The organism is Polaribacter sp. NJDZ03, from assembly GCF_019263805.1.
Lineage (GTDB): Bacteria > Bacteroidota > Bacteroidia > Flavobacteriales > Flavobacteriaceae > Polaribacter.
Genome location: NZ_CP079195.1, coordinates 1,177,327 through 1,200,902 on the forward strand (window position 1 = coordinate 1,177,327; position 23,576 = coordinate 1,200,902).

Here is a 23,576-nt window from a genome sequence, read left to right on the forward strand (position 1 = left end):
ATTAGATATGATCCCTAAATCATTTGAGATTGCTGCACTTTTTTTATTTTATAAACATCAAGTTTCATATTTTATTCTATTCCTAAATAGAAACTATTTTTTTAAAACGTTTAATAAGCATAAGAATTAAAGAAACTATAAATTATGAAGCCATAATATATAAGCACAAAAAAACCGAGCTAAATAGCTCGGTTTTTTTTTTAATATCTAAAAAGATAAAAAATTACATCATAGAAGCTGCAATCTTTTTATAAGTACCGTTTTCTAACAATTCTCTAATTGCAGAGAAAGCAGTAATTGTTTCGTCTATATCTTCTTGGGTATGTGTTGTTGTTGGTATTAATCTTAAAATAATTAACCCTTTTGGTATTACAGGATACACAACAATAGAACAGAAAATTCCGTGGTTTTCACGTAAATCATTTACCATAGCCATTGCTTCAGGTATATCTCCCTTTAAGAATACTGGCGTAATACATGTTTGTGTAGTTCCTAAATCGAAACCAGCAGCACGTAAACCAGATTGTAAAGCATTTGTATTTCTCCACAAAGTTTCTTTTAACTCCGGCATTGTGCGCAACATATCTAAACGTTTTAATGCTCCTTTTACCATTGCCATTGGCAACGATTTAGCAAACATTTGAGAACGCATATTGTATTGTAAATACTGTATTACTTCTTTATTACCTGCAAAGAAAGCTCCAATACCTGCCATAGATTTTGCAAAAGTAGCAAAATAAACATCTATTTCATCTTGTACACCTTGCTCTACTCCTGTTCCTTTACCGTCTTTACCCAAGGTACCAAAACCATGAGCATCATCTACTAAAAGTCTAAAATTATATTCTTTTTTAAAGGCAACAATTTCTTTTAAACGACCTTGCTCTCCACGCATTCCAAAAACACCTTCAGAAATCACTAAGATTCCTCCGCCTGTTTTTTCTGCCATTTTTTGAGCTCGTTTAATATTTTTCTCAAAACTCGCCATGTCATTATGCTTATAAACAAAACGTTTACCAGCGTGTAATCGAACACCATCTATAATACATGCATGTGTATCCATGTCATAAACAATAACATCGTGCTTAGTTACTAAAGCATCAATTGCAGATACCATACCTTGGTATCCGAAGTTTACTAAATAAGCAGCATCTTTTTCTACAAACTCTGCACACTCTTTTTCTAATTGTTCGTGAAATTCTGTATGCCCAGACATCATTCTAGCTCCCATTGGGTAAGCCATTCCGTATTCTGCAGCTGCAGCACCATCTACCTTTAAAACTTCAGGATGATTAGCTAAACCTAAATAATCGTTGATACTCCAAGTAACAACTTTCTTACCATTAAAAGACATTCTATTAGAGATTGGTCCTTCTAACTTAGGAAAAACATAATAGCCTTCTGCTTGTTTTGCCCATTTACCTAAGGGACCTTTATCTGCTTCTATTCTTTCAAATAAATCTTTCGCCATGTGCTCTATTTTATTATTGTTATTCGAAACGCAAAGAAACTGCTTTTTTTGCAGTTAATCAAATTGTGTTTGTTTCTATTCTTTTTACAAAAATTTGTTTTCTTTCATCCAATCATCGCTATAAATTTTGTTCATATAACGAGAACCGTGATCTGCAAAAACCAACACTACAAAACTATCTTCTGTAAACATATCTTTAGCTGCATATTGTTTTGTAGCTTGCATTACTGCCCCACTTGTATAGCCCGGAAAAATACCTTCTTTCCTTACAATATTTCTAGCTTCTAAGGCAGCCTCTTTATCTGAGACTTTTTCATAGATATCTATTACATCAAAATCGGTAGCAGTAGGAATTAAATTTTTACCCAATCCTTCAATTTTATAAGGACTTACCTCGTTTAAATCTAGCTCTTTAGTTTCATGGTATTTTTTTAATACAGAACCTATAGCATCAACTCCTAAAATTTTAATATTTGGGTTTTGTTCTTTCAAGTATTTTCCAGTACCAGAAATAGTACCTCCAGTACCACTTGCAACTACTAAATGTGTAATTTTACCGTCTGTTTGTTCCCAAATTTCTGGACCTGTACTTCTGTAATGTGCTTCTATATTTAGCTCATTAAAGTACTGATTTATATAAACTGAATTTTTTGTTTTTCTATGGATTGCTTTGGCAACTTCATAATAAGATCTTGGGTCTTCTGGTGCTACATTTGCAGGACAAACATGTACCTCTGCTCCCATAGATTTTAGTAAATCTATTTTATCTTTAGAAGATTTATCACTTACTGCTAATATACATTTGTACCCTTTAACAATACTTATCATTGCCAAACTAAAACCGGTATTACCCGAAGTAGTTTCTACAATGGTAGCTCCCTTTTTAAGGATGCCTTTTTTTTCTGCGTTTTGTACAATGTGTAAAGCAATTCTATCTTTTGCTGAATGACCCGGATTAAAAGCTTCGAACTTTGCGTAATAGGCTCCAGGTAGATTTTTAGTAATCTTATGAAGTTTAATTAGCGGGGTTTCACCTACTAAATCTAATATTGAATTGGTAATTCCTTTGTTTCTCGTCATTCTCTCACTATTCTCAAAGTAAATGTCATTACGATACTGCATTACGATTTTATCTTTTATTGCTAAAAATAGCTTCGTTACGCTCGCAATGACACTTATTTAATCTTTGATTCTTGCAGCAAAAGTACGGTTAATCCTTAAATACTGAAACTGTTTTTAATACTTAATTTATTTAGTCTCTAATTTATCTTCTAAAGCTAAAAAGAAAGTGTACATTTTTGCAGTTTCTTTAAGCGCATCAAAACGCCCAGAAGCTCCTCCATGACCTGCTTCCATATTTGTTTCTAACAACAGTAAATTATTATCTGTTTTTAACTCACGTAATTTTGCTACCCATTTTGCAGGCTCCCAATATTGCACTTGAGAGTCATGAAAACCAGTAGTTACTAAAATATTAGGGTAGTCTTTTTCTTTAACCTGATCGTAAGGTGAATACGATTTTATATAATCGTAATATTCTTTATCATTAGGGTTTCCCCATTCGTCATATTCTCCAGTAGTAAGCGGAATGCTGTCATCTAACATGGTAGAAATTACATCTACAAAAGGTACAGAAGCAATAATTCCGTTATACAATTCCGGATTCATATTTACAATAGCTCCCATTAACAAACCTCCTGCAGAACCTCCCATAGCGTATAAATGCTCTGGTGATGTGTAGTTGTTATCAATTAAATACTGAGAACAATCGATAAAATCATTAAAGGTATTTTTCTTATTCAACATTTTACCGTCTTCATACCATTCTCTACCTAAGTATTCGCTACCGCGGATGTGCGCCAAAGCATAGACAAAACCTCTATCTAACAAACTTAAACGAGTGGTAGAAAAACTATCTGGAATGGTATATCCATAAGAACCATACGCATATTGTAATATAGGCGTGTTATTATTTAGTTCTGTATCTTTATGATAAACCAAAGAAATAGCTACTTTTTTTCCATCTCTAGTAGTTGCCCAAACACGTCTGCTTAGGTAGTTTTCTTTGTTAAATTTTCCTCCTAAAACTTCTTGTTCTTTTTTAATTTCCTTAGATTGATCTTTCATATTAAAATCAATCACAGAACTAGGTGTTGTAAAAGAATTGTATGAATAACGAATAACGTCTGTATCAAAATCTGGATTTGCATATACCCCTACAGAATACGTTTCTTCATTAAAAGGTAAGTAATAATCTTTTGTTTCATCCCAACGCTTAATACGTATTTTATTTAAGCCATTGGTACGTTCTTCTAAAACTAAATAGTCTTTAAATATTGAAAAATCTTCTAATAAAGTATCATCTCTATGCGGAATTACATCTACCCAATTGTCTTTTGTAGTATTTGTAATTGGTGTTTTCATCAATTTAAAATTGATAGCATTATCTTTATTTGTTAGCAAGTAAAAATAATCTCCAAAATGTGCTACACTATATTCTAAATCTCTTTCTCTTGGTTGCAACATTGTAAATGCTCCTGTTGGATTATCTGCATCTAAATATTGTGCTTCTGTAGAAACGGTATTGTAAGAACCAATAATAATGTATTTATCAGATTTAGATTTGGTTACATACGTACCAAATGTATCGTCATCTTCATGAAAAACTTCTACATCCTCAGAGGTTGGTGTACCTAAAACATGTCTAAAAACCTTTTCACTTCTTAACGTTTCTGGATTCTTTTTGGTATAAAAAATAGTTTTATTATCATTTGCCCAAACAGAGCCACCTGTTGTATTTTCTATAATATCTTTATAAATTTCGCCAGTTTCTAAGTTTTTGATTCTTAAAAAATATTGTCTTCTACTTACTGTATCTGTAGCAAAAACCATCAATTTATTATTAGAAGAAATATTTAAACCTCCTAATTGATAATAATCGAAATCTTTAGCCATTTCGTTTACATTAAAAAGCACTTCTTCTGCTGCTTCTAAATTTTCTTTTTTACGGCTGTAAATTGGGTATTGATTGCCAATCTCATATCTAGTAATATAAAAATAACCGTTGTCTTTATAAGGTACAGAAGAATCATCTTCTTTTATTCTACCTTTCATTTCTTCGAATAATTCTTCTTGAAAGGGTTTTGTATATGCCGTTACCTCATTATAATAGGTGTTTTCCTCTTCTAAATAGTTGACTACTTTTTCTGTTTGAGCATCTTTGTCTACGGCATTTTTTTGCTCATCAGACAAACGCATCCAAAAATAATTATCTATTCTAACATCTCCGTGTTTCTCTAACTTTGTAGGCTGTTTTTCCGCTACTGGAGTTTTTGCATCTGTACTTTTCATGGTCTTATTTTTACAAGCGGTTGCAAATGTAAGGCTTAATACAACGAAAGGAATAACTATTTTTCTCATTTTTGGTTGATTTAAATTCTTATAAAAATACTAAATTTGTAGCAAACTTAAATTTTAATAAAAAAATATGTTAGGAGACTTATCAGGAATGATGAATAAGCTTAAAGAGGCTCAGCAAAAAGTAGAAGAAACAAAAACAAGATTAAATTCTGTTTTAGTAGATGAAGTAGCCGCAGATGGTAAACTAAAAATAACTTTAACAGCAAACAGAGAAATTAAATCTATTTCTATAGATAATTCTTTGCTAGAAGATGCCGAAGAATTAGAAGATTATTTAATTCTAGCTTTAAATAAAGCCATCGAAAAAGCAACCAAAATTAATGATGCAGAAATGGCTGTTGCCGCTAAAAGCGGAATGCCAAACATACCAGGAATGGACATGTTTAAATAATTACAGATGTTTTTAAGTACAAATGACTATTTACTGCCTTGTTTAAATAAATCTCTTTTTGGAATAGATTGTCCAGGTTGCGGAATTCAAAGAGCATTTATGCTGCTTATAAAAGGAGACTTTGTAGCTGCTTTTAAAATGTACCCTGCAATTTACACGTTACTATTATTTGGTCTATTTGTATTGATAACCTTTAAATTTAGATTTAAGAACAAACAGAAAATAATTATATCATTTACAACCATAAACGTGCTTGTTATTGTAATTAGTTACTGCATTAAAATGAAACCTTTATTTACACTTTAAAAATTGAACATGGAAAAACAAAATTTACCCAATGCAACCACTTCTTTAGTACTTGGTATTTTATCTTTAGTAACTTGTATTTGCTATGGAGTTTTAGGATTGCCTTTAGGTATTATTGCTTTTGTTTTAGGTAACAAAGCTATAAAAGAATACAACCTTAACCCAGAGAACTATAATAGTGTTGGTAACGCCACTGCAGGTAAAATAACAGGACTTATTGGTATTATATTAAACACAATTTTTATATTGTTAATTGTATGGTTCTTTTACCAAATAGGTTTAGAAACTTTACAAGACCCAGCGTTGTTAGAACAAAGAATAAATGAAATATTTGGGCAATAAACACAACAAATATTAAATTACCAATACTGTAATTCTTTCTAAGAGTTGCAGTATTTTTTTTTCAATTCATTTATATTTAACGTTATATAAACACAATAAAGCGTGTCTAAGTTGTATTTTTGCAGTTGATATTTAATCAAGTAAAAAAAATGACAAATACCGAAAAAAAGAAGAAATCTTTAGTTTCAAAAATCCTTAAATGGGGTTCTATAACTGCTCTTGTATTGATAATAGCAGTAATTTCAATTCCCTTTTTGTTTAAAGATAAAATTGTAGTTATGGTAACAAATACCATTAATAACAATATAAATGCTACGGTAACTTTTAAAGAAGCAGACCTTAGTTTACTTAAAAACTTTCCATTAATAAGTTTAACGGTAAACGATGTGGTTGTAGCTAATAAAGCACCATTTGTTGGTGATACTTTATTTAATACAAAAGAATTAAGTTTATCTTTAAAAATAACAGAACTTTTTAAAAACGCTAAAGAAACACTTTCTATAAAAAGTATTGCAACAAAAGAAGGAGATATCAATATTATATTTGATAAAGAAGGAAATGGAAATTTTGATATTGCAAAAGCATCAGAAGAAACTGCTACAGCAAGTACCGATAGTTCTTTTTCTTTAAATATAGAAGATTATGAATTAGAAGACATCAATTTTAATTACATAGACAGAAGTAGCAACACAAAAATGAGTTTAGATAGTATTTACCATTCTGGTGAAGGAAATTTTGCTGAAGATATTTTTAATTTAAATACCCAAACAACCGGTTATTTATCTTTAGATCTAGACCAAACAAATTATTTAAGCAACGTCAAAATTACTTTAGACGCAATTCTTGGTATCGATTTAAAAAACAGTAAATACACCTTTAAAGAAAATACAGGTTATATAAATCAATTGCCTTTAGAATTTGATGGTTTTGTACAATTGGTTGATAAAAACCAAGTATATGATCTTAAATTTAAAACTCCAACTTCATCATTTAAAAATGCATTGGCTTTATTACCAAAACAATATGCTGGTAATTTAGAATCTATTAAAACAGAAGGTAATTTTGAAGTAAATGGTGTGGTAAAAGGAACTTTATCTGAAACTACAATACCTACTTTTAATATAGAAATTATCTCTAAAAATGCGTTGTTTAAGTATGCCGATTTACCAAAATCTGTAACCAGCATAAACATAGATACTAAGATTGTAAATAATACAGGTTTTGTTAAGGACACGTATGTAAACATTGATCAATTTAACTTTAAAATTGATGAAGATATTTTTTCTGCCAATGGAAATTTAAAAAACCTTACTACCAATCCACTAATTAAATTAGCTGCTAAAGGAACTATTAATTTAGCCAATATAGGCAAAGTGTATCCTGCTCCTTTAGAAAAGCCATTAGCAGGTATTTTAAAGGCAGATATTACTACTAACTTCGATATGAATTCGGTTGAAAAAGCCAATTATCAGAATATTAAAAACGCGGGAGAAATGACTATTTCTGGTTTTAAATATGAAGGAACTGATGTTGCAAATCCTTTTTTTATCAACAAAACCAAAGTTACTTTTAACACCAATACAATTACACTAAATGAGTTTGAAGCAAAAACAGGAACTTCAGATTTATCTATAAAAGGAAACCTAGACAATTTTTATGGTTTTATATTTAAAAACGATGTACTAAAAGGAAACTTTACTTTAAATTCTAACAACCTTAAAGTAGCAGATTTTATTGCTGATGATGCTACTCCACAAAACAATACACAAACCAAAGAAGCAAGTACTTCTCCTTTAAAAATTCCTGCTTTTTTAGATGTTAGGTTTACGGCAAATGCTAAAAAAGTAGCGTATGATAATATAAACCTAGCCAATGTTTCTGGAGATCTTTATATACATGATGAAACCATTGATTTAAAAAACCTAAAAACAGATGTATTTGGCGGTAATATTGCATTTGAAGGAAATGTTTCTACTAAAGGAACAACACCTAAATTTAAGATGGATTTAAATCTTTCTAAATTAAATATTGGCGAATCTTTTGGTAGCTTAGATATGTTAAAATCTATTGCTCCAATTGCAAAAGCTATAGAAGGTAAAATGAACTCTACCATTACCGTTTCGGGTGATTTAAATGAAGACATGACGCCGAATTTAAAAACAATTACTGGAGATTTATTAGGTCAGTTATTAAACACAAAACTAAATACAAGTAACTCTAAAGTACTGTCTGCATTAAGTAGTAATGTTAGTTTTTTAGATGCTAATAAACTAAATTTAGATAAAATAACAGGTAATTTTTCTTTTAAAGATGGTAGAGTTACTGTAAAACCAATTCCTTTAAAATACAACGATATTAATATAGAAGTTGGTGGAACACATGGTTTTGATCAGTCTATGAACTACAATCTGGTATTTGATGTTCCTGTAAAATATTTGGGTTCTGATGTAACCAATATTATTGCAAAACTAACTCCTAAAGACGCAGCTAGTATTAAAAGTATTCCTGTAAACGGAACATTAACAGGTAGCTTTAATAGTCCTAAATTTACTTCTAATATTAAAGATGCTACTGCTAACTTGGTAAAAGATTTAGTTGAAAAACAAAAGAATCAATTAATAGATCAAGGAAAAGATAAATTGAAGGATTTAATTGGTGTTAATACTAAAAAAGATTCTACCAATACTGAAACAGCAAAAGATAAGGTAACCGATAAAGTGAAAGATGTATTAGGAGGTCTTTTTGGAAATAAAAAGAAACAGGAATAGCTAAAACTCACACACTTTATGAGACAGTGCCTAAAAATATCAGCTTTTAATAAAGCTGGTATTTTTTATACTATGCTAATAAAAATAAAAACTAAACCCAGTCTTTCGGGGTTTCTAATACTTTAATCAACCTTTCTTCTTCCGTGTTTTCTTCTGGTAGATGATTGTATTTCCATTGTACAATTGGAGGCAAACTCATTAAAATGCTTTCTATTCTTCCGTTGGTTTTTAAGCCGAACAAAGTACCTCTATCGTGCACTAAATTAAACTCTACATAACGTCCTCTTCTAATTTCTTGCCAATCTTTTTGTGCTCTGGTAAAAGTTAACTCTTTTCTTTTTTCTACAATAGGCACATAGCTTTCTAAAAAACTATTACCAACTTCGGTAACAAAATTAAACCTGTCTTCTATAGAAAATTCTTCTGTTTCTTTTTGATAATCGAAAAACAAACCTCCAATTCCGCGTGCTTCATTTCTGTGAGCATTCCAAAAATATTCATCACACACTTTTTTAAACTTAGGATAAAAATCAGCATTATGTTTGTCGCAAGCAGTTTTACACGTTTGGTGAAAGTGTGTTGCATCTTCATCAAATAAATAATACGGTGTTAAATCTTGTCCGCCTCCAAACCATTGCGTAACAATATTCCCTTCTTCGTCATACATTTCAAAGTAGCGCCAATTCGCATGCACCGTTGGTATAAATGGATTTATAGGATGCAAAACCAAACTTAAACCACAAGCAAAGAAATTCCCTTCTTTTACCTTAAACTGCTTTCTTAAGGCTTGTGGCAATTCTCCAAAAACTTTAGAAATATTTACACCACCTTTTTCAAAAACCTTTCCGTTTTCAATCACACGAGTTCTTCCTCCTCCACCTTCTTCCCGCTTCCAAAGATCTTCTTGAAAGGTAGCAACACCGTCTACCTCTTCTAATTTAGAGGTAATAGTATCTTGTAATTTTTCTATATAACTGTAGAATTTATCTTTAAAACTGACTTTCACTTCCTGCAAGGTTTCTAAAACCTTGTAGGTGTTATTACTTTCCAAACTTTCTTCTTCTAGACTTACAAGGTTTTCAAAACCTTGTAAGTCTATATTCTTGTGCACAAAAACAAAATTCTCTAAATCATCAAAGATTGTAACAACCTTTTCAATATTAATAATATCCGAATTTTCAGCAATTATATCTTTATAAGATGAAAAATTATATTTAGAAAAATCATTTACCAACTTGTGATTTTCTGGATTTTTATGAATATAAACAATCGTATTTTTTAAATATTCTTCTGAAGAAATCTGTTTCCTTTTAAAGTGTTTTTCGAATAAACTACCTGTTCTATATTGCTGATTATTAAATGCTTTAGCATACGCATTTAATAAGTTTGAAAAAGATTGAGTTGCCTTTTCTCCATCAACATCAATTCTAACTAAAAAATGATAATGATTATTAAGCAAACAGTAGGATAGTATAGTAACTTGTTTAGAAAGGTGTTTTTTTACTAATGTAAGAAAATAACGCATGTTTTCATCATTCTCAAAAATAATTGCACCGTTAATTCCTCTATTATATATATGATAAAATTTATCTTTTTCTAAAACTTCTAACTTCATAATTATTTTATTTCTCCTGCAAGGTTAAAAAAAACTTATAGGTCTGATTTGCTATTTTACACCAACAAGGTTTTAAACTGTTATTGGTGGTTGGTTGAATATATATACCTACAAGGTTCTGAAAACCTTGCAAGATGTTCTGGAAACCTTTTAAGGTGTTTAATTACTTTCTTTATTTAATAAAGCTACTGTTTTTACAGATGCAGCAGTTACAGAAAGTGGTAAAACAATAATTATTCCTAAAACGGGTATTAATAAACAAAGCATAAAAACAATTCCGTTTCCAATAGCATATCCTTTATTTTTGCCAACAAAGTTAATGCTGTTTTTATAGTTTAAATGTCTTTCTAACGTATAATCCATATTACCAAAACCTGCGTAATATGCTTGCAATAAAAATAATAGTACTGTAAAAATTAAACCTATTATTGGTATAAAACTTAGTAGTAATAATGGAATTGTAAATAATATTTCTTTGGATAAGTTTCTTAAACTTATTCTAACTCCTCTAATTAATTGTTCTTGAAAGCTCGTTTTTCTGTGATTGTGCGTTAAATCTCTGTTGATATAAGTTTCTATTTTTTCTGATACCGGACTCATAAATGGTGCTGATAAAGCCATTACTATATGCTTATATAATAAAAAGCCAATAACTAAAACAAAAACAGCTCCAATAAAAGAAGCAATAGTAGTAACGGTTTCTTTTCCCCAATCCCAAATCCATAATTTAGCGATAAATACACCTATATTATCAGATAAGCCATACGATGTAAACCCAATAATTGTTGCTGTTATTAGACTAATTACAACCGGAACAATAAAGTATTTCCAAAGTTTTAATTTTGATATTAAACCAAAAGAACCAGCGTAAGCTTTAATTGCTGAAAGTATATTTTTAATCATTAGCGTTGGTTTGCGTTAGCGATTGTAGTGGCATCCTTTTTGCTTTTTTGCAAAAAGATATAACGAAAAGCGCGACTTTATCTTGATTTTTTTCAAGATAAAGTAACGCCCAAATGATGTACTTAAATCATAGATTTATTACAGTAGGTACTCTCTTCAAAACCTCTAATATTCATAGAAATAATTGGTGCTTTTGGGAACAAGGTTGTTAACGTTGTTACTATTGCGTAAGAAAGTTCTGCTTTTTCTTGCTCAACTCTACCTTCCATAATATTACCAAAAACATGAATAAAATCTGATTCTGCTCCTTCAACTAAAGAATATTTAAAAGGGTTTAATCGGACTTTAATATCATTTCTGTCAAATAACCCAGTAGAAAAAGCTGTTTCAAAAACAGCTTCTAATACCTTTTTAGGATTTTGAATTTTTAATATATTTTCTGAACAATCTAAAATAAAATGTGGCATTTTAATTTGCTTTGTATTCTTTTACAGCATCTATAAATGCTTTGGCATTTTCTAACGGAATGTTAGGTAAAATACCATGACCAAGATTTACAACTAATCTGTCTTTACCAAATTCATTAATCATTTGGTGAACCATTTTTTTGATGACTGCCGGTGGAGAAAATAATCTTGTAGGATCGAAATTACCTTGTAAAGTAATTTTGCCTCCAGATAAATAACGTGCATTTCTTGGAGAACACGTCCAATCTACACCTAAAGCAGAAGCTCCCGATTTAGACATCTCGTTTAAGGCAAACCAACAACCTTTACCAAAAGCAATTACCGGAGTAATCTCTTTTAAAGCATCGATAATTTGTTGCATATATTGCCAAGAAAATTCTTGATAATCTACTGGAGATAACATGCCTCCCCAAGAATCAAAAACTTGTACAGCATCTACTCCTGCCTCAACTTTTGCTTTTAAATACGCAATTGTTGTGTCTGTTATTTTTTGTAATAAAGAATGTGCTACCACAGGGTTTGTGAAACATAATTCTTTTGCTTTATCAAAGTTTTTAGAACCTTGTCCTTGTACACAATAGCAAAGAATTGTCCATGGTGAACCTGCAAAACCAATTAACGGAACTTCGTCATTTAATTTTTCTTTAGTAGCCTTAATAGCTTCCATTACATACCCTAAAGTATCTTGAATATCTGGAACAATTACTGAATCTAAGTCTTTTTGAGTACGAATTGGATTCGGTAAATAAGGTCCGAAATCTGGTTTCATTTCCACATGAATGTTCATTGCTTGTGGAATGACCAAAATATCTGAAAACAGAATTGCAGCGTCCATTCCGTATCTACGAATTGGTTGTACCGTAATTTCTGATGCTAACTCTGGTGTTTGGCAACGTGTAAAGAAATCGTACTTTTTCTTGATTTCTTGAAACTCTGGTAAATATCTTCCTGCCTGACGCATCATCCAAACTGGCGGTCTGTCTACCGTTTCTCCTTTTAATGCTCTTAAAAATAAATCGTTTTTTATCATCTTATAGCTTTTTGCTATTCGCTTTTAGCTTTTGGCTTTGGCTTTTAGCTGTTTTTTATCGTATTTATTAATCCATTAATCATTTTACCTTCTTTTTCTATCAGCTCGAAAACGTATTTCAATTCTTCAGAATTTATTAAATTTAACTCTTGAATAATAATTAATTGAGTTTCAACCTCGAAAAGAGAACCAATTGCAATTTCCAAAAACCTTTTAAATTCTACTTCACTATTTCTACTTGAGCCTTCAGCAATATTTGAAGGAATAGACACTGCTGCTCTTGTTATTTGACTTTTCAAACCAAATTTTTCATCAGAAGGTAATTTTTGAGCTATCTTATAAATTTCTTTGACAAGAACTATACCTTGTTCCCAAATCTTTAATTTTCTAAAATTTCTCATAGTTGTTTTTCTAAAAGCAAAAGGCTAAAAGCTATTTGCTACTTTCTCCATCGCTTTATCAACTGCATTGGCAATAGTCTTAATATCCTTGTCTGACAAAGCAGATGATAAAAACCATGCTTCAAACTGACTTGGCGGTAAGAAAACTCCGTTTTTGATCATTTCCCAGAAAAATACTGCAAACTTTTTAGTGTCTGATAATTGTGCTTCTACAAAGTTAGTAACCTCACTGTTTACAAAGAAAGGATTTAACATAGAACCAAATCTATTTACAGTTAAAGCAACATTATATTTCTTAGCCGTTTCTAATAAAATTACTTCTATAATACTACCCGTTTCTTCAAATTGTTTATACGGATTTTGCTTTTTAAGTTCTGTTAAAGTTGCAATTCCGCCTGCCATAGCAATTGGATTTCCACTTAATGTGCCTGCTTGATACATTCCGCCTAAAGGTGCAACTTCTTGCATAATTTCTTCTCTTGCTCCGTAAGCTCCCACAGGGAAACCTCCACCGATTACTTTACCTAAACACGTAATATCTGCTTCTACACCTAATAATTCTTGCGCTCCACCAAATTTAGAACGAAAACCTGTCATTACTTCATCTGCAATTAACAAGGCTCCTTTTGTTTCTAAATAGGCTTTTAATTCTACCAAAAAATTATTTTCTGGAACTACAACTCCCATATTACCCGCAATTGGTTCAATAATTACACCAGCAATATTATCGTCGTTTTCAAAGTGTTTTTTTACACTATCTAAATCATTAAAGTTAGAAATTAAGGTGTTCTTTACAGCTCCTTCTGGTACTCCTTTAGAACCTGGCAAACTTAATGTTATTAAACCAGAACCAGCAGCAACCAATAAAGCATCTTGATGCCCATGGTAACACCCTGCAAATTTTATAATTTTATCTTTTCCGGTAAATGCTCTTGCTAAACGGATTCCGCTTAAAACAGCTTCTGTTCCCGAATTCACAAAACGGACTTTATCCATTCCAGGAAAAGCATCACAAACTATTTTTGCTAATTTTATTTCATTTTCTGTTGATGCTCCAAAAGAATATCCCTTTTTTAATGCTTTTTCAACAGCTTTTTGTACTTTTTTATGTCTGTGACCTAAAATCATTGGTCCGTAAGAAAGTACTAAATCTACATATTTATTACCATCAACATCGGTAATTTTAGTTCCTTTTGCTTTTTTAATAAACAAAGGATTTCCTCCAACTGATGAAAAGGCTCTAACAGGAGAATTTACTGCTCCTACTAGATGTTTTAATCCTTTTTTATATAATTTTTCTGATTTCTTAAATTCCATGTTTATAGATTTTTGTCTGGTCGAGCGCAGTCGAGACCTTTATAAAACCTCTCGACTGCGCTCGAGGTGACATTGTAACTTTATTTTCTCAACAGAACTCTCGCTGCTTCTTTTGCAAAATACGTAATAATAATATCTGCTCCTGCTCTTTTCATAGACAATAAGCTTTCCATCATTACTTTTTCACCATCAATCCAACCTTTTTCTGCAGCAGCTTTTACCATTGCATATTCTCCACTTACATTATAACATGCAATCGGGCGGTCGAAATTGTTTTTTAAATCTCTAATAATATCTAAATAAGACAATGCTGGTTTTACCATTAAAATATCAGCTCCCTCTTGATCGTCAAAAGTTGCTTCTCGCATTCCTTCGTCTCTGTTTGCGGGATCCATTTGATAGGTTCTTCTGTCTCCAAAGGTTGGTGCAGAATCTGCAGCATCTCTAAAAGGACCGTAAAAAGCCGATGAATATTTTACAGCATACGCCATAATTGGTAAGTTTACAAAACCGGTATTGTCTAAAGACTGACGAATCATATCAATCGTTCCGTCCATCATTCCCGATGGTGCAACCATATCTACACCTGCTTTTGCATGCGAAATAACTTGTTTTGCTATATTGATTAACGTAGCATCATTGTCTACATCATTGTCATGAATAATTCCACAATGCCCATGAGAAGTATATTCACAAAAACAAACGTCTGTAATTACATATAAACTTGGGTAGTTTTTCTTGATAAAACGAATTGCTTTTTGCATAATTCCGTTATCGTTCCAAGTTTCTGTTCCCTCATCATCTTTTGTTGATGGAATTCCGAATAACAAAACAGCTGGGATATCTAATTCCATAACCTCATCTAATTCTTTAGAAATTCTGTCTAAAGAAAAACGTTTTATTCCTGGCATAGAAACAATTTCTGTTTCTATATTTTCTCCTTCTTCTATAAAAAGTGGATAAATAAAATCGTCTACAGACACTTTAGTTTCTCTAACTAATCTTCTAATTCCTTCTGTTTTTCTAAGTCTTCTTGTACGAAACATTTCTCTATTTTTTCTCCTACAAAGCTTCAAAAAACCTTGTAGGTGTTTTTCTTTTCCTGCAAGGTTTCCAAAACCTTGTAGGTGATTAACTTTTGTAATTTATACCTACAAGGTTCTAAAAACCTTGCAGGATCGTTGCAGAATGTTTGTGAACTTGCAATATGCGTTAAGAACTTCTTCCGTTCTAACATCTGCTGATATTCTTAACTTTTTTTCTTTTCTAGAAAAAGATATCGTGGAAAGCCCTTTAAAACGCTTAAATAATTATCTTTTTTAGTATCTAAAAAGGTATATTCCTTATAGGAAAGATCTCTTTATCTTGAATAATATAAGTTTACTAATTCTAACAAACTATCTACACTTGGCATGTTTGCTACTTCTACTTTTTCAAAATATTTTCTAGCTTCTACCGCTGTTGTTTCTCCAATACAAAAAGCAACTCTATCTGGGTTATTTTCTTCTAAATAGCTTTCAATTCCTGATGGGCTATAAAATAAAACTCCAGAAACTTCATCTTCAATTTTTTCTGAACTTAGCATTGTTTTGTATGCTTCTACTTCTGTTACAGAAATATCGTTCGCTTTTAAAGAAGCTGGTAAAACATCTAATCTTAAGTTACTACAAAAATAAGTTACTTTTTTAGTATCTAATTCTTCTGCTAAATACGCTGCTAATTTCTTAGCATTTTTTGCAGCGTGCGCAACTTTACCAATTCTGTTTTCAATTAGTTTTTTAGTTCTTCTACCTACACAGTAAATGTTTTTAAAATTCATTTCATCTCTTGTGAAAGAATTTAAAAGTGCTTCTACTCCATTCTGACTAGTGATAATAACGTTTTCTATTTCGTTTTTAATCACTTTAGCCGGAATTCTATTAAAACGGATTTTAATAAAATCGCTATCTTTTACTCCAATAGTTTCTGATATTGTTTCCTTTTGAAGTTCTGAAAGCTTTTTAGTAGAAAAGATATTTTGCAAAGGAGCAACCGTTTCTTCATCTTCTGCCATTAACTCTTTTCCTCCTCTATTAATTACATAGTCTGCACAATCTTTAGCCAAAAATTTATGGCTACCAACTTTTGCAGTTTTAGCAACAGAAATCTTTTTAGAACCATCTTTTTTTAATAAAACACCTCTAAAATTTATCTCTTCTGTTTTTCCATCTATGTAAGCAACAGCTCCTATAGGTGCCGTACAACCACCTTCTAAAAGATGTAAGAACTCACGTTCTATTGTGGTACAAATTTCTGTTTCTTTATGGTTTAATTGTTCACAAGCATCTAAAGAATACTCATCTTTTTGTAAACAAGTAACCATCATTGCACCTTGTCCTGGTGCAGGAGTCATCCAAGAAAGACTAATTGCGTCTTCTGGTTTTTTTCCAATACGATATAAACCTGCAGCTGCAAAAATAGCTCCATCCCAAGTTTCACTTTCTTCTAACTTCTGTAAACGAGTATTTACATTTCCTCTTAAACCTTCTACTTTATGTGTTGGATATCTATCTAACCACATTGCTTTTCTACGCAAACTTCCGGTTGCAATAATCCCTTCTGGTTGTCCAAAAAATTCTTCTGTTCCTTTAAGTAATAAAACATCAGAATAATCATCACGTCTTAAAACTGCAGCTTGTATAATTCCTTCTGGTAAAACGGTAGGTACATCTTTAAGAGAATGTACTGCAATATCAATATCACCATTTAACATAGCAACATCTAAATTTTTAGTAAAGACACCTGTAACCCCTAATTCATATAAGGGTTTGTCTAAAACAATATCTCCCAAAGATTTTATAGGAACAATTACAGACTCATAGCCTAATTCCTTTAATTCTTTGCGCACTTTATTAGCTTGCCAAAGCGCTAATTCGCTATCACGAGTTCCTATTTTTATTATTTTCTGCATGGAGTTTTTGATTAAGATTTAAAAACCTTATTAATTACTTGTAGGCTTTGTGTAACAGATGTTTCTTCATCTTTTAAATGTTTCACAAATTGGGTGGTTATTTTCTGTATAAAACGTGAAGTTAAGATTTCTGCCTGAATTTCATCAAAACCTGCAATTTTTTTCTTCTGAAAATTAATTTCGTCGTTTGTAATATTTTCTAATGATTTCTTTAATGCAGCAATTGCTGGTGTAAACCTTCTATGATTTAACCATTCATTAAACTCTGCTTTGTGGGTCTCTATAATTGCCTCTGCAAATGGTACTTCTTGTTGACGAACTGCTAAAGTTTCGTCTGTAATCTTAGAAAGTTCATCTATATTTACAATAGAAACTCCATTAAAATCAGTAACATCTTTTGCCACATTTTCTGGCATCGATAAATCTAAAATTAATAAATCTCTATTTTTAGAAATATGTTCTTTTGTAATGGTAGGTTTATCTGCGCCTGTAGAAACAATTAAAACATCTGCTTTTTCTATTTCATCAGACAAGTTTTCTATAACTGCTTTTCTAATAGTAGCATGTTCTTTAACAAATTCTGTTGTTTTTTCTTCAGTTCTATTAATTAAACAAACAGATTTATTTTGCGTGTATTCGGCTAAGTTTTTACAAGTATGTTTTCCCATTTTACCTAAACCAAAAACTAAAATATTTTTAGAATTGTAATTTGGTAAATTTTTAATAAGATATTGAATAGCAGCATAAGAAACCGAAGTAGTACCAGAGCTTAATCTGGTCTCATTCTTAACGCGTTTACTTGCTTGTAAAACAGAATTTATCAGCCTTTCTGAATACGCATTGGTAGTCTTTAAAGATTTCGCCAATTTAAACGACTGTCTTAACTGACCTACAATTTCGTAATCTCCTAAAATCTGACTTTCTAAACCGGTACCAATTCTAAATAACTGATGTATTGCTTCTTGGTTTTTATAAACGTTAGAAACTTTAGAGAATTCTTGAATGGTTCCTTCAGAAAATTCACATAACAATTCTATTAATTGACATGGTCTTTCTGCAAAACCGCTTATTTCTGTTCTGTTGCAGGTAGAGATTATAAAGACCCCTTTATACCCTCTCTCTTTTGAAAGTTTTAACAACGAGATTTGATTTTCTTTTGATAAAGAAAATTTTCCACGCGTGTTAGCATCCGCTTTTTTGTAACTAACGCCAATATTATAAAAGTGCTCTTGCCTGTGCTCTTGCATATTATTCTAAAAGTTGGACAAAAGTATAAACTTCAATTAGAAAAAAATGTCGCTTAAAGGACTATTTGTATCGTTATATGTTTTTTAATTATTTTTTTTCCATAAAACATCCGAAAAGCATTACTTTTGCTATGTAATTGAGTTTTTACTTCTTTTTATATAGAATGATTCTAAATAAAAACCTTGAAACCAAAAAGAATAATTATGTTCAAAAATGTCGGAGAAAGTACTTTTGAAGAAATTACTTTAGAAAAAGGTTTTTATGTGCTTCATTTTCAGAACGAAAGTAAAGAAATAGAAAACTTTGAAAGAAACATAAATAACGCATTTATACAAATTCACTTTTGTTTAAGAGGTAAATCTAAATTTTTATTTAATAATGGCACCTACTCTTTTGATGTACTAGACAATAGAGCCATTTTATTGTACAATCCTCAAGGAGTTTTACCTATCAATTTAGAAATTCAACCAAAAACAACATTGGTTTCATTATTAATTTCTATCGAAAAATTTCACTCATTGTTCTCTAAAGAATCTGGTTACATTCCTTTTTTAAGTAATGAAAACAGTAACAAGAAATATTATGATGACACAGAAATAAAACCTACTGTTTCTATTATTTTACAACAAATTATAAATTCTAAAACAAATAGCTCTATTAGAGATTTATATGTTAGAGGTAAAATTTACGAATTATTAAGCATTCATTTTCAGAAAGAAGAAAACCTAGAGGGTGAATTTTGTCCGTTTTTAATAGATGAACAAAATGTTTTAAAAATTAGAAAAGCCAAAGAAATTATTATTGCAAGAATGGCAGAGCCACCAAGTTTGCAAGAACTAGCTAATGAAATTGGTTTAAATATTAAAAAATTAAAAGAAGGTTTTAAACAAATTTACGGAGATACCGTGTATAGTTTTCTATTTGATTATAAAATGGAATACGCAAGAAAATTACTAGAAAGCAATCAATTTAATGTAAATGAAGTTGGTATAAAAGTAGGTTATAGTACCTCTAGCCATTTTATTGCAGCCTTTAAAAAGAAATTTGGCACGACGCCTAAGAAATATGTAATGAGCTTAAAAGAGTAATCAGTAATCAGTAATCAAAATTAAAAAATTGGAACAACTTACACATTACGACATAGAAAATAATCAAAAGCAATTTCCTATAACAATTGTTTGTGATGCTATTAGAACACCAGAAAACATAGGAATGTGTTTTAGAATTTCTGAAAGTTTTGGAGTGCAAAAAATTTATTTTCATGAGAATTCACCTTCCACAGAAAATAGAATTGTAAAAAAGACGGCAAGAAATACGGTAAATCAAATTCAGCATGATGTTTATACAAATTTTGATACCTTAATACAGCAATTAAAGCTAGAAGGAAACACAATTATTGGTATAGAAATTACTGATAAAAGCATCGATATTCAAGATTTTAATTTTAAAAATCATGAAAAAATCGTATTACTTTTGGGCAGCGAAAGAAACGGAATTGAAAACATAAATTTACTAGACGAAACAATTGCAATACCAATGTATGGTAGAAATTCTAGCATGAATGTAATACATAGTTTGGCTATTACGTTGTATGAAGTAACCAACCAGTTGGCAGTAAGCAGTAAGCAGTAAGCAGTAAGCAGTAAGCAGTAAGCAGTAAGCAGTAAGCAGTAAGCAGTAAGCAAAAATAAAATTCTGGAACAAGTTCAGAACAAAAAAAAATAAAATAACACAATCTATTTTTTCAACCTAAAAACTTGAAACTTTGAAACTTTTTTAAATGAAAGGAATATTACTTAACAATTTAGGATCACCAGACTCTACAGAAACACAAGACGTTAAAAATTATTTAGGAGAATTTTTAATGGATGAACGCGTAATTGACATTCCGTATTGGAAACGTTGGTTGCTAATTAACGGAATTATACTACAAACTAGACCCAAAAAAGCAGGTGCTGCTTATAAGAAAATCTGGTGGAAAGAAGGTTCTCCGTTAGTTGTAATTTCTCAAAGATTTACAGATAAAGTAATTAAAAAAGTAGACCTACCAGTTGCTTTGGCAATGCGTTATGGTTCTATGACCATGGAAAAAGGAATTAAAGAACTGGTAGATAAAGGGGTTACAGAAATCTTTTTAGCTCCCTTATACCCTCATTACGCCATGTCTTCTTATGAAACTGTTGTTGTAAAGGCAGAAGAAATTTTGGCAGAAAAATATCCAAATGTAAAACTAGACCTTTTACCTGCTTTTTATAACGAACCAGATTATATAAAAGCAATGAGTAACAACATTGCTAATCATTTAGAAGGTTTTGATTACGATCATATTTTGTTTTCGTATCACGGTATTCCAGAGCGTCATATCATGAAATCTGATGTTACCAAAAACCACTGTAAAATAGACGGTTCTTGTTGCGAGCGTAATTCGGTTGCACACCACACATGTTACAGACATCAGTGTTTTGAAACGACCAAAGAAATTGCGAAAACATTAAATTTAAAAGAAGGTACGTACAGCAATTCTTTTCAATCTCGTTTATTAAAAGATCCTTGGTTAAAGCCATATACAGATTTCGAAATTGAGAAATTTCCTGCAGAAGGTAAAAAGAAACTAGCCGTAATTACACCTGCTTTTGTTGCAGATTGTTTAGAAACTTTAGAAGAAATTGCCATGGAAGGAAAAGACGAATTCATGAAATTTGGTGGTACAGATTATAAACACATCCCTTGTATGAACGACAATGACGATTGGGTAGATGTGATGGTAAAATGGATTAACGACTGGAGAAAGAAGTAGGCAGTATTCAGTCGCAGTAAGCAGTAAGCAGTAAGCAGTAAGCAGTAAGCAAAAATAAAAACTTTGCGCCTTGGCGACTTTGCGAGAAGTTTTTTTGAAACTAAATTTATAAAAAATGGATTTCCTTTACGTAAAAGCATTACATATTATCTTCGTAGTAACTTGGTTTGCTGGTTTATTCTATATAATTCGTTTATTTATTTACCACGTAGAAGCAGAAAAAAAACCAGAACCCGCTAAAGAAATTTTACAAACGCAATATAAATTAATGAGTAAAAGGCTATGGTATATGATTACTTGGCCTTCTGCTATTTTGGCAAGTTTTTTTGCTTTTTGGATGTTGTATAAAAATCCTATTTATTTAGAAATGCCTTGGATGCATGTAAAATTAACTTTTGTTTTAGCCTTATATTTCTATCATTATTCCTGTCAGAAAATATACAAACAACTACAAAACGATATCATAAAATATTCTGCTTTAAAATTAAGAATATGGAATGAGGTGGCAACACTTATCCTTTTTGCAGTCGTGTTTTTAGTTACGCTACAATCTGCCATTAATTGGATTTGGGGTGTTGCAGGAATTATTCTATTTGGAGTTTTATTAATGTTAGGTATTAGACTCTACAAAAAAATTAGAGAAAAGAAATCTTGGGAAAAAGCCGAGAGAGAGGTTTTGGAAGACATCAAAGAAAATGAGCACAAGTAAAAACACTCTTACAAAGAATATAAAATGAAATTTGTAACTTTACAATATGGATATAAATCTTCAAAATAAAAAAATTGAATTGATACAATGGTTATCAACTCTAAACGATGTTTCTTTAATTGACAAACTAATAAAAATTAGAGAAAAAGAGAAAACAGACTGGTGGAATGAAATTTCAGTAGCAGAAAGAGAATCTATTAAAAAAGGTTTACTTGATGCGGAAAATGGAAAACTAACTTCTCATTCTAATGCAAAAAAGATTTATGAAAAGTGGCTTTAAAATCTTTTGGACTGACCACGCACTTTCTGAATTAGAACAAACTATAGAATATTTAGAAAACAAATGGACAGAAAAAGAATTGAGAATATTTTCAGCCAAACTAGATCATACAATAGAATTAATTTCAAAATCACCTAAAATATTCCCTACTTCGTTAGGTAAAAAAGGAATTCGAAGAGCAGTTGTGGAAAAACATAACACTTTGTACTACCTAATAAATAATGAAAATATTGAGATTATATCATTATTTTCAAATCATAAAAATCCGAATAAAATAAAATTATAATACCATTATTAAAAATTGCTGCTTGTAGTTTACTTATAAAGATAAACACCTTTTTTACTTATGTTTTATGTAGTAAATTATTATTTAAAACAACGTAACTTTCAGAATACAAACATGATCTTTTTCGGTAAACAATCTCAGTTATACACTGTAAACTAAATTACCCTCTTATACTCTGTTCAAACGGAATTCTATTTACTATAGATCTTCCTAAAGTAACTTCATCTGCATATTCTAATTCATCACCAACAGAAATTCCACGTGCAATTGTACTCGTAGTAATTTCAAATTTTTCTATTTGTTTAAAAATATAGAAATTGGTTGTGTCACCTTCCATAGTAGAACTTAAAGCAAAAATCAATTCTTTTACTTCTCCACTTTCTACTTTTTTTACTAAGCTTTCAATTTTTAAATTTTGAGGACCAATTCCTTCAATAGGAGAAATTTTACCACCCAAAACATGGTACAATCCATTAAATTGTGAGGTACTTTCTATCGCCATCACATCTCTAATATCTTCCACCACACAGACTATCTCTGGATTTCTTTTTACATTATTACAGATATCACACAAAGCTGTATCAGAAATATTGTGACACTTTTCACAATTCTTTACATCATTTCTTAAATGCAATAAAGCCTCCGATAAAAACTTGGTATTATCCGAAGGTTGTTTTAATAAATGTAATACCAAACGCAATGCAGTTCTTTTACCAATTCCTGGTAAACGAGAAACTTCATTTACGGCATTTTCTAAAAGTTTTGATGAAAAATCCATAGCCGTCAAAATTACGAATTATCAATTATCATTTACGAATTAATCCTTTAAAATTTTTAAAAAGTATATCTTCGTAATTGTTAAATCGTAATTCGTA

Annotated in this window: 23 protein-coding genes; 10 read left to right on the plus strand and 13 right to left on the minus strand. The window is 30.8% G+C overall.

Going from position 1 to position 23,576, the window contains the following annotated elements:
• Window positions 1-223: 223 nt before the first annotated feature.
• From KV700_RS04950 to KV700_RS04960, 3 genes are all read right to left on the minus strand, one after another.
• Window positions 224-1,471 carry an aminotransferase class I/II-fold pyridoxal phosphate-dependent enzyme gene (locus tag KV700_RS04950; protein WP_166381968.1) on the minus strand — a complete coding sequence of 416 codons (1,248 nt, stop codon included), beginning with the start codon at window positions 1,469-1,471 and terminating at the stop codon, window positions 224-226.
• A gap of 84 nt (window positions 1,472-1,555) precedes the next feature.
• Window positions 1,556-2,551: a PLP-dependent cysteine synthase family protein gene (locus tag KV700_RS04955; protein ID WP_166381966.1), complete on the minus strand. Its 996-nt coding sequence runs from the start codon at window positions 2,549-2,551 to the stop codon at window positions 1,556-1,558.
• Window positions 2,552-2,719: 168 nt separating this feature from the next.
• Entirely contained in the window at window positions 2,720-4,822 is a 2,103-nt protein-coding gene (locus tag KV700_RS04960; RefSeq protein WP_254713000.1) for a S9 family peptidase, read from the minus strand.
• 136 nt (window positions 4,823-4,958) lie between these two features.
• On the opposite strand from KV700_RS04960, the gene KV700_RS04965 reads away from it, so the two are divergent.
• The 4 genes from KV700_RS04965 to KV700_RS04980 all read left to right on the plus strand — a co-directional run bounded on the left by KV700_RS04965 (window position 4,959) and on the right by KV700_RS04980 (window position 8,698).
• Entirely contained in the window at window positions 4,959-5,282 is a 324-nt protein-coding gene (locus tag KV700_RS04965) for a YbaB/EbfC family nucleoid-associated protein (RefSeq protein WP_165730382.1), read from the plus strand.
• Between the two features lie 6 nt (window positions 5,283-5,288).
• On the plus strand, window positions 5,289-5,588 hold the full coding sequence (locus tag KV700_RS04970; protein WP_166381964.1) for a DUF2752 domain-containing protein: 300 nt from the start codon (window positions 5,289-5,291) through the stop codon (window positions 5,586-5,588).
• Window positions 5,589-5,597: 9 nt separating this feature from the next.
• Window positions 5,598-5,930, plus strand: a complete 333-nt coding sequence (locus KV700_RS04975) for a CCC motif membrane protein (RefSeq protein WP_166381962.1) — start codon at window positions 5,598-5,600, stop codon at window positions 5,928-5,930.
• Between the two features lie 149 nt (window positions 5,931-6,079).
• Entirely contained in the window at window positions 6,080-8,698 is a 2,619-nt protein-coding gene (locus tag KV700_RS04980; protein WP_218599394.1) for an AsmA-like C-terminal region-containing protein, read from the plus strand.
• Window positions 8,699-8,789: 91 nt separating this feature from the next.
• Here the strand turns inward: KV700_RS04980 and hemF are convergent, their stop codons facing one another.
• From hemF to hemA, 9 genes are all read right to left on the minus strand, one after another.
• The gene (hemF, locus tag KV700_RS17240) at window positions 8,790-9,704 is read right to left on the minus strand and encodes an oxygen-dependent coproporphyrinogen oxidase (RefSeq protein WP_254713001.1); all 915 of its coding nucleotides are present in this window, start codon (window positions 9,702-9,704) and stop codon (window positions 8,790-8,792) included.
• 768 nt (window positions 9,705-10,472) lie between these two features.
• On the minus strand, window positions 10,473-11,216 hold the full coding sequence (locus KV700_RS04990; RefSeq protein ID WP_218599396.1) for an EI24 domain-containing protein: 744 nt from the start codon (window positions 11,214-11,216) through the stop codon (window positions 10,473-10,475).
• Between the two features lie 122 nt (window positions 11,217-11,338).
• The gene (locus tag KV700_RS04995) at window positions 11,339-11,683 is read right to left on the minus strand and encodes a 5-carboxymethyl-2-hydroxymuconate Delta-isomerase (RefSeq protein ID WP_218599397.1); all 345 of its coding nucleotides are present in this window, start codon (window positions 11,681-11,683) and stop codon (window positions 11,339-11,341) included.
• A gap of 1 nt (window position 11,684) precedes the next feature.
• Window positions 11,685-12,713: a uroporphyrinogen decarboxylase gene (gene hemE, locus KV700_RS05000; RefSeq protein WP_166381953.1), complete on the minus strand. Its 1,029-nt coding sequence runs from the start codon at window positions 12,711-12,713 to the stop codon at window positions 11,685-11,687.
• A gap of 44 nt (window positions 12,714-12,757) precedes the next feature.
• On the minus strand, window positions 12,758-13,114 hold the full coding sequence (locus tag KV700_RS05005) for a four helix bundle protein (protein WP_218599398.1): 357 nt from the start codon (window positions 13,112-13,114) through the stop codon (window positions 12,758-12,760).
• A gap of 24 nt (window positions 13,115-13,138) precedes the next feature.
• Window positions 13,139-14,431 (minus strand): glutamate-1-semialdehyde 2,1-aminomutase, encoded by a 1,293-nt coding sequence (gene hemL / locus KV700_RS05010; RefSeq protein ID WP_218599399.1) that lies wholly within the window; start codon window positions 14,429-14,431, stop codon window positions 13,139-13,141.
• Window positions 14,432-14,511: 80 nt separating this feature from the next.
• Entirely contained in the window at window positions 14,512-15,477 is a 966-nt protein-coding gene (gene hemB, locus KV700_RS05015) for a porphobilinogen synthase (protein WP_218599400.1), read from the minus strand.
• A 314-nt stretch (window positions 15,478-15,791) separates the two neighbouring features.
• Window positions 15,792-17,381 carry a hydroxymethylbilane synthase gene (hemC, locus tag KV700_RS05020; protein WP_166381947.1) on the minus strand — a complete coding sequence of 530 codons (1,590 nt, stop codon included), beginning with the start codon at window positions 17,379-17,381 and terminating at the stop codon, window positions 15,792-15,794.
• Window positions 17,382-17,392: 11 nt separating this feature from the next.
• Window positions 17,393-18,628, minus strand: a complete 1,236-nt coding sequence (gene hemA / locus KV700_RS05025) for a glutamyl-tRNA reductase (RefSeq protein WP_166381945.1) — start codon at window positions 18,626-18,628, stop codon at window positions 17,393-17,395.
• A 204-nt stretch (window positions 18,629-18,832) separates the two neighbouring features.
• Between hemA and KV700_RS05030 the strand changes: the two genes are divergently transcribed.
• The 6 genes from KV700_RS05030 (at window position 18,833) to KV700_RS05055 (ending at window position 22,701) form a co-directional block, all read left to right on the plus strand.
• Window positions 18,833-19,717 (plus strand): AraC family transcriptional regulator, encoded by an 885-nt coding sequence (locus KV700_RS05030; protein ID WP_166381943.1) that lies wholly within the window; start codon window positions 18,833-18,835, stop codon window positions 19,715-19,717.
• Window positions 19,718-19,745: 28 nt separating this feature from the next.
• Window positions 19,746-20,261 carry a TrmH family RNA methyltransferase gene (locus KV700_RS05035; protein WP_166381941.1) on the plus strand — a complete coding sequence of 172 codons (516 nt, stop codon included), beginning with the start codon at window positions 19,746-19,748 and terminating at the stop codon, window positions 20,259-20,261.
• A gap of 148 nt (window positions 20,262-20,409) precedes the next feature.
• A complete protein-coding gene (gene hemH / locus KV700_RS05040) occupies window positions 20,410-21,426 on the plus strand; it encodes a ferrochelatase (protein WP_218599401.1) in 1,017 nt (338 codons plus the stop codon).
• Window positions 21,427-21,541: 115 nt separating this feature from the next.
• Window positions 21,542-22,135, plus strand: coding sequence for a CopD family protein (locus tag KV700_RS05045; RefSeq protein ID WP_208888910.1), 594 nt, complete (start codon window positions 21,542-21,544; stop codon window positions 22,133-22,135).
• 46 nt (window positions 22,136-22,181) lie between these two features.
• Entirely contained in the window at window positions 22,182-22,415 is a 234-nt protein-coding gene (locus KV700_RS05050; protein ID WP_208888909.1) for a hypothetical protein, read from the plus strand.
• On the plus strand, window positions 22,384-22,701 hold the full coding sequence (locus tag KV700_RS05055) for a type II toxin-antitoxin system RelE/ParE family toxin (protein WP_254712974.1): 318 nt from the start codon (window positions 22,384-22,386) through the stop codon (window positions 22,699-22,701). The genes KV700_RS05050 and KV700_RS05055 overlap by 32 nt, the downstream gene beginning before the upstream one ends.
• A gap of 160 nt (window positions 22,702-22,861) precedes the next feature.
• Here the strand turns inward: KV700_RS05055 and recR are convergent, their stop codons facing one another.
• Window positions 22,862-23,479 (minus strand): recombination mediator RecR, encoded by a 618-nt coding sequence (recR, locus tag KV700_RS05060; RefSeq protein WP_208888907.1) that lies wholly within the window; start codon window positions 23,477-23,479, stop codon window positions 22,862-22,864.
• Window positions 23,480-23,576 lie beyond the last annotated feature (97 nt).

What these genes read in the sequence shown, in the direction of transcription:
- KV700_RS04995 (WP_218599397.1), bottom strand. Translation starts at nt 11,683, where the DNA reads ATGCCACATTTTATTTTAGATTGTTCAGAAAATATATTAAAAATTCAA.
- KV700_RS05045 (WP_208888910.1), top strand. Translation starts at nt 21,542, where the DNA reads ATGGATTTCCTTTACGTAAAAGCATTACATATTATCTTCGTAGTAACT.
- KV700_RS05005 (WP_218599398.1), bottom strand. Translation starts at nt 13,114, where the DNA reads ATGAGAAATTTTAGAAAATTAAAGATTTGGGAACAAGGTATAGTTCTT.
- KV700_RS04990 (WP_218599396.1), bottom strand. Translation starts at nt 11,216, where the DNA reads ATGATTAAAAATATACTTTCAGCAATTAAAGCTTACGCTGGTTCTTTT.
- KV700_RS04970 (WP_166381964.1), top strand. Translation starts at nt 5,289, where the DNA reads ATGTTTTTAAGTACAAATGACTATTTACTGCCTTGTTTAAATAAATCT.
- KV700_RS04960 (WP_254713000.1), bottom strand. Translation starts at nt 4,822, where the DNA reads ATGAAAAGTACAGATGCAAAAACTCCAGTAGCGGAAAAACAGCCTACA.
- hemH (WP_218599401.1), top strand. Translation starts at nt 20,410, where the DNA reads ATGAAAGGAATATTACTTAACAATTTAGGATCACCAGACTCTACAGAA.
- KV700_RS04950 (WP_166381968.1), bottom strand. Translation starts at nt 1,471, where the DNA reads ATGGCGAAAGATTTATTTGAAAGAATAGAAGCAGATAAAGGTCCCTTA.
- KV700_RS04980 (WP_218599394.1), top strand. Translation starts at nt 6,080, where the DNA reads ATGACAAATACCGAAAAAAAGAAGAAATCTTTAGTTTCAAAAATCCTT.
- KV700_RS04975 (WP_166381962.1), top strand. Translation starts at nt 5,598, where the DNA reads ATGGAAAAACAAAATTTACCCAATGCAACCACTTCTTTAGTACTTGGT.
- hemE (WP_166381953.1), bottom strand. Translation starts at nt 12,713, where the DNA reads ATGATAAAAAACGATTTATTTTTAAGAGCATTAAAAGGAGAAACGGTA.
- KV700_RS05030 (WP_166381943.1), top strand. Translation starts at nt 18,833, where the DNA reads ATGTTCAAAAATGTCGGAGAAAGTACTTTTGAAGAAATTACTTTAGAA.
- recR (WP_208888907.1), bottom strand. Translation starts at nt 23,479, where the DNA reads ATGGATTTTTCATCAAAACTTTTAGAAAATGCCGTAAATGAAGTTTCT.
- KV700_RS05055 (WP_254712974.1), top strand. Translation starts at nt 22,384, where the DNA reads ATGCAAAAAAGATTTATGAAAAGTGGCTTTAAAATCTTTTGGACTGAC.
- hemC (WP_166381947.1), bottom strand. Translation starts at nt 17,381, where the DNA reads ATGCAGAAAATAATAAAAATAGGAACTCGTGATAGCGAATTAGCGCTT.
- KV700_RS05050 (WP_208888909.1), top strand. Translation starts at nt 22,182, where the DNA reads ATGGATATAAATCTTCAAAATAAAAAAATTGAATTGATACAATGGTTA.
- KV700_RS04965 (WP_165730382.1), top strand. Translation starts at nt 4,959, where the DNA reads ATGTTAGGAGACTTATCAGGAATGATGAATAAGCTTAAAGAGGCTCAG.
- hemL (WP_218599399.1), bottom strand. Translation starts at nt 14,431, where the DNA reads ATGGAATTTAAGAAATCAGAAAAATTATATAAAAAAGGATTAAAACAT.
- KV700_RS04955 (WP_166381966.1), bottom strand. Translation starts at nt 2,551, where the DNA reads ATGACGAGAAACAAAGGAATTACCAATTCAATATTAGATTTAGTAGGT.
- hemA (WP_166381945.1), bottom strand. Translation starts at nt 18,628, where the DNA reads ATGCAAGAGCACAGGCAAGAGCACTTTTATAATATTGGCGTTAGTTAC.
- hemB (WP_218599400.1), bottom strand. Translation starts at nt 15,477, where the DNA reads ATGTTTCGTACAAGAAGACTTAGAAAAACAGAAGGAATTAGAAGATTA.